The sequence below is a fragment of the Kitasatospora putterlickiae genome, from assembly GCF_039527695.1.
GTDB lineage: Bacteria > Actinomycetota > Actinomycetes > Streptomycetales > Streptomycetaceae > Kitasatospora > Kitasatospora putterlickiae.
The window spans coordinates 13,316-17,674 of sequence record NZ_BAAAKJ010000299.1; the positions used below are offsets into that span (position 1 = coordinate 13,316).

Annotated in this window: 3 protein-coding genes; 1 reads left to right on the forward strand and 2 read right to left on the reverse strand. The window is 75.6% G+C overall.

The genetic code is table 11. The annotated features are described in order from the left end of the window. On the forward strand, positions 1 to 2,009 hold a 2,009-nt coding region (locus ABD308_RS28895; RefSeq protein ID WP_344340781.1), incomplete at its 5' end, for a D-alanyl-D-alanine carboxypeptidase. A gap of 35 nt (positions 2,010 to 2,044) precedes the next feature. On the opposite strand, the gene ABD308_RS28900 is transcribed toward ABD308_RS28895, so the two are convergent. Both ABD308_RS28900 and ABD308_RS28905 read right to left on the reverse strand, forming a co-directional pair. After that, a complete protein-coding gene (locus ABD308_RS28900; RefSeq protein ID WP_344340787.1) occupies positions 2,045 to 3,037 on the reverse strand; it encodes a YhjD/YihY/BrkB family envelope integrity protein in 993 nt (330 codons plus the stop codon). An 87-nt stretch (positions 3,038 to 3,124) separates the two neighbouring features. Next, on the reverse strand, positions 3,125 to 4,359 hold a 1,235-nt coding region (locus ABD308_RS28905; RefSeq protein ID WP_344340793.1), incomplete at its 5' end, for a glycosyltransferase family 39 protein.

A 4,359-nucleotide genomic window follows, 5' to 3' on the forward strand; every position in this document is an offset into this window, starting at 1 on the left:
CCGACCCCGAGGGTGCGGCCGCCGCCCCGGACGCGGACCCGGTCGCCGAGGACTCCGCAGGCGCCGATTCCGCCGATTCCGCCGACTCCGCTGACGAGGACGCGGCCGACGACGGGGCGGAGCAGGCCGTCCGGCCGGGGCCCACCGTGCAGCTGCGCGTCCAGGATTCGGACAACCGGACGACCGCGCTGCGGCTGCCCGCCGACCAGGTGACCACCACCCTGCGGCCGCCCGCCGACGACGCGACCACCGCCCTGCGCCTGCCGGAAGAGCCGCGCGAGCCCGCCGGAGCGGCCGGGGCCGGTGTGCCGTTCCGCCCGGTCGGCACCGATCCCCGTCTCGCCATCCGGACAGCCCCGGCGGGCGACGACGCCCCGGCGGCGGAGGCCGAACCGTCCGCGCGGGCCGAGAAGTTCGAGAAGCGGGAGGACACCGAACGGACCCGCGTCCTTCGTGTGCCCGCCGTCGCGGCCGCAGCGGTCTCGGACACGGATACGGGCACGGACACCGACACCGACACCGTCCCGGAGCCGCCCGCCCCGGCCCCGGTGCCCGAACCGGCCCCCGAGCCCCACCCGGAGCCGAGGCCGCTGCCCGAGCCCGAGCCCACCCCCGGCCCGGAGCCGTTGCCGGTGCCGCCGCCGAAGCCGAAGCCCGCCCCGGCCCCGGAGCCGCTGCCGGTCCCCGAGCCGCTTCCGGTCCCCGAGCCGCTTCCGGCACCGGAGCCCTTCCCGGAATCCACCTCCGAGGCGATGGAGGTGCTGGCCGCGCTCAACGGCCGGCCGGTCTCACCGCTGCGCCGCGCGCTCAAGCGGATCACCATCTGGACGCTCTTCCTCGCCGTCGTGCTCGGCGCCGTGGTCACCGCCCAGCTGCTGCGCCCGCTGCCGGACGCCAGGGTGCGGATGACCGCCGGCGGCGGTTTCGGCTTCGCCGGTGACCCGCTCGACCTGGCCTGGCCCGCCAAGGGCCAGTCGGCCGCCGAGGTGGTCGGCATCGGCAGCCTGGGCAGCTCCGGTCCGGAGACGCCGGCCTCGATCGCCAGCGTCACCAAGGTCATGAACGCCTACCTCATCCTCCAGGCGCACCCGCTGAAGAAGGGCGAGGCCGGTCCGAAGATCACCGTCGACAAGCAGGCCGCCCAGGAGTCCGGCAACGTCGACGAGTCCCGGGTCACCCTGACCGAGGGCCAGCAGATCAGCCAGTACCAGGCGCTGGAGCTGCTGATGCTGCCCTCCGCCAACAACGTCGCCCGGCTGCTGGCCCGCTGGGACGCCGGATCGGAGGAGGCGTTCGTCAAGAAGATGAACGACACCGCCGCCCGGCTCGGCATGGCCAACACCGTCTACACCGACCCGGCCGGTTTCAACGCGGAGACCAAGAGCACCGCCAAGGACCAGCTGAAGCTGGCCGAGCAGGTGATGCAGGACGAGATCTTCCGGCAGATCGTCTCCACCCCGGACACCACCTTCAACAACCAGAAGATCTCCAACACCAACACCCTGATCTCCCCGAAGAACGGCATCATCGGCGTCAAGACCGGCTCCAGCACCCCCGCCGGAGGCTGCCTGATGTGGGCCGCCTACAAGGAGATCGCCGGGGTGCGGCGGCTGATCCTCGGCGTCACCCTGGGCCAGCCGGCGACCACCGCCGAGCCGAGCATCCTCAAGGCGGTGCAGAACGCCAGCGCCAAGCAGATCCAGGCCGCGCAGAACGGGCTCACCGGGCAGACCCTGGCCAAGCAGGGCGACGTGGTCGGCCGGGTCGAGGACGGCCTCGGCGGCACCGTCCCGGTGGTGGCGGCCCAGGACCTCACGGTGGCGGGCTTCCCCGGCGTCACCGGCACCCTGGTGCTGGACCCGCTGAAGGTCGGCCACCAGGTGGCGGCCGGCACCAAGGTCGGCGTGCTGCGCACCGGTGAGGGCGCCACCCGGGTGGAGGTGCCGGTCGTGCTCCAGTCGGACCTGGCCCCGCCGTCCATCGCCTCCCGGCTCACCCGCGCGCTGTGAGGCGCGGCCGCTGAGCCGCCCCGGGCGGGCCGCGTTCAGAACCGCGGGCCGCCCCGCGCCCCGGGCGCGGTGCGCGAGCCCAGCAGCCGGGCGACCGCCTCCTCCTCGGCCACCACCCGGCCCAGCGCGATCGCCAGCGTCAGCCCGGCGAACACCACGATCAGCCAGGACAGGCCGGTGAACACCACGCCGAACGGGCCGAACTGGCCGATGCTGCGGGTCATCGCGCCCGGCAGGTAGACCCGCGAAGCCACCCCGATCCCCACCACCGCCACCCCGCAGAGCACCGCGCCGGGCAGCAGGGGCAGCCAGCGCACCCGGGCGCCGAGCAGCAGGTGCTGGGTCCACCACCACAACGCCGTCGCGAGCAGGAAGGTCAGCGGTACGCCCAGCCAGGCGCCCAGCCCGAAACCGTCCTTGACCGGGGTCTGGAACACCAGGCAGACCAGCCAGACCAGCAGCCAGACCAGCCAGCGCCAGGCGGCGACCCTGGTCCCCGCCTTGGGCAGCTCCCAGCAGCGCTCGCAGACGCGTTGCATCGCCCGGCTCAGCGCGGTCGCCGACAGCAGGGTCACCAGCGCGCCGACCACCCCGAAGCCGGTCTCCTGCTCGTGCCCGGAGCCCAGCATCTGCTGCAGGGACTCGGACGCCGGGCCCTCCAGGCCCAGCTCCTTGCGGAGCGAGTGCACCACGCCGTCGCGGACCGCCGCGGGGGTGAAGACCGCCACCACGAAGAGCGCGGGCAGCGCGCTCAGGAACGCCTGCGCGGCCAGCCGGGTCGCGCAGTCCAGCAGGTTGACCCGGAACAGCTGGCGCAGCGCCCGGCCCACCAGCGGGACCTGCTCGGGCAGCCCCCGGGCGGACCCGGCCAGGGCCGCCGACCGGATCCGCCACCGCGTGGTCCGCCGTTCGTCCCGGTCGTCCGGCTCGTCCCGGCCACCCCGGTCGTCGTGGTGGTCCTGAGGGTCCTGAGGGTCCTGGTTCTCCCGGCCGTCCGGACGGCCCTGGTCGCTGGGCTGCTCGCTCACCCGCCGTCCTCCCGACCGTGGTCGCCGGGCTCCATGGTCGCCCGGCCTCCGGTCCGGCGCACCCGGACCGGCCCGGGCGGAGGGGGCTCAGCGCCCGGCGCCGGTCCCGTCCAGCAGCGCGAGCGTCATCCCGCCCAGCGGCGTCACCTGCCGGGGCGTCCCGAACCTGCTCCGCAGCGCGTCCGCCTGGGCGGGGGGCAGCGCGGCCAGCGGGTCGGGGGCGTTCTCCAGCACGACCAGCCAGACCCGGTCGCCCTGGCCGGTGCACTCGGCGGGGCGGGGGCACGGCACCGGGAAGAGGTCCTCGGCGTGGACCGCGTCGGTCGCCTCGAACAGCGGGTACGGCCGCACGTGCGCCGGCAGGTAGTAGGAGACGCCCGGGCCGACCATCGACCAGGCCTGGTTGCCGAGCGGCACGGCCAGCCCGTCGCCCGGCCGGTAGCCGGCCGCGATCAGCCGGGCCACCTCCCGGTACGGCTCCTTCGACTGCGCGTGCGAGCCCGCGTAGCGCACCAGGGACTGCTTCGGCAGGGCCGTCACCCCGGCCACCGCCACCACGCCGACCGCGAGCAGCAGGCCCGCCGCCCGCACCTCCGGCCGGGTCCGGCCGGGCCGGGCCGCCGCGGTGACCGCCGCGTAGCCCGCGCCCACCCCGCAGCCGGCCAGCGCCGCCCAGGCGGGCACCGTGAACAGCAGGTACCGGTCGAGGAAGTAGGAGGTCGGACCGAACGAGAACGCCCAGACCGCCAGCACCGGCAGCACCGCGAGCAGCAGCAGCCGCAGCGCCGGGCCGCGCCGCCCGGGCAGCGCCAGGGCCATCACCGCGAGCACCAGGAAGACGTCGAACACCCGGGCCGATCCGAACAGCGGCTCGCCGAAGTGCAGCAGCTGGTCCAGGGTGGGCCGGCCGAGCCAGCCCAGCTGCCGTCCGGACTGCTCCCGGCCCAGCAGCGCCACCGGCAGCACCGCCGCGCCCAGGGCGGCGAGCACCAGCGCGAGCCGGCCGATCAGCCGCCACCGCGCCGGACCGGTGGCCCGCCACAGGTACGGCGCGACCAGCGCGGCCTGGCCGGCCAGGGCGCTCAGCGAGACCAGGTGCGCCGCGCCGGCCAGCGCCATCGCCAGGCCGTACGGCACCCACCGGCGCGGCGTCGGCTTCTCCATCGCGCGCAGCAGGAACCAGGTCGCCGCCGAGACGGCGAAGGTCACCAGGGCGTAGGAGCGGGCCTCCTGGGCGTACCGGGAGACCAGCGGCACCATCGCGAACAGCAGTCCGGCGCAGACGCCCGCGACCCGGCCGCCGAACAGCCGCTCGGCGGTCA